The following is a 471-nucleotide window of genomic DNA, read 5'->3' on the forward strand; positions in this document are numbered from 1 at the left end:
AGCAGCGCCTTTCCGGTTCCGGAACCTTGAATTCGCGTCATAATGTTTTGAGGCCGGGTAAGGATCCCTATTTTGTTAAGGGTATATCCCTCCTGCGTTTCAACCAACAGGTCCATGGCCTCAAGTTGTGAAACAATATAATTACGGGCATAGCGATGGGCAGTACTACCTACATAATGCGGCTCTTTCGCCAGGGACTTTACATGTTCCAAAGCCCGGGCTGTAGAAAATTGATGTGGAGGTATTTCGCGGGAAAGATCTACCTGAGGCCTCGTATTATAGAAGCTCCAAACTACGCCTGAAATAAGAATGAGAACAGCAATAAATGCCTGGAAGGATTTTGACATCCTCAAATATATTCAAAAACTTTTGCAGCTCCTCGGGAACAATTCACTAAATCATAAATAATTGCTAATAATCCTCAAAAAAAGGAACAAAACGAAAGATATTCCCTATTTTAAAAGCTCATAT

General features: G+C 41.6%; 1 pseudogene. It reads right to left on the minus strand.

The annotated features are described in order from the left end of the window. A pseudogene (locus HC175_RS18205) lies at positions 1–347 on the minus strand (peptidase M28); the annotation flags it as partial. Between the last annotated feature and the right edge of the window lie 124 nt (positions 348–471).

Source organism: Salinimicrobium oceani (assembly GCF_012037645.1).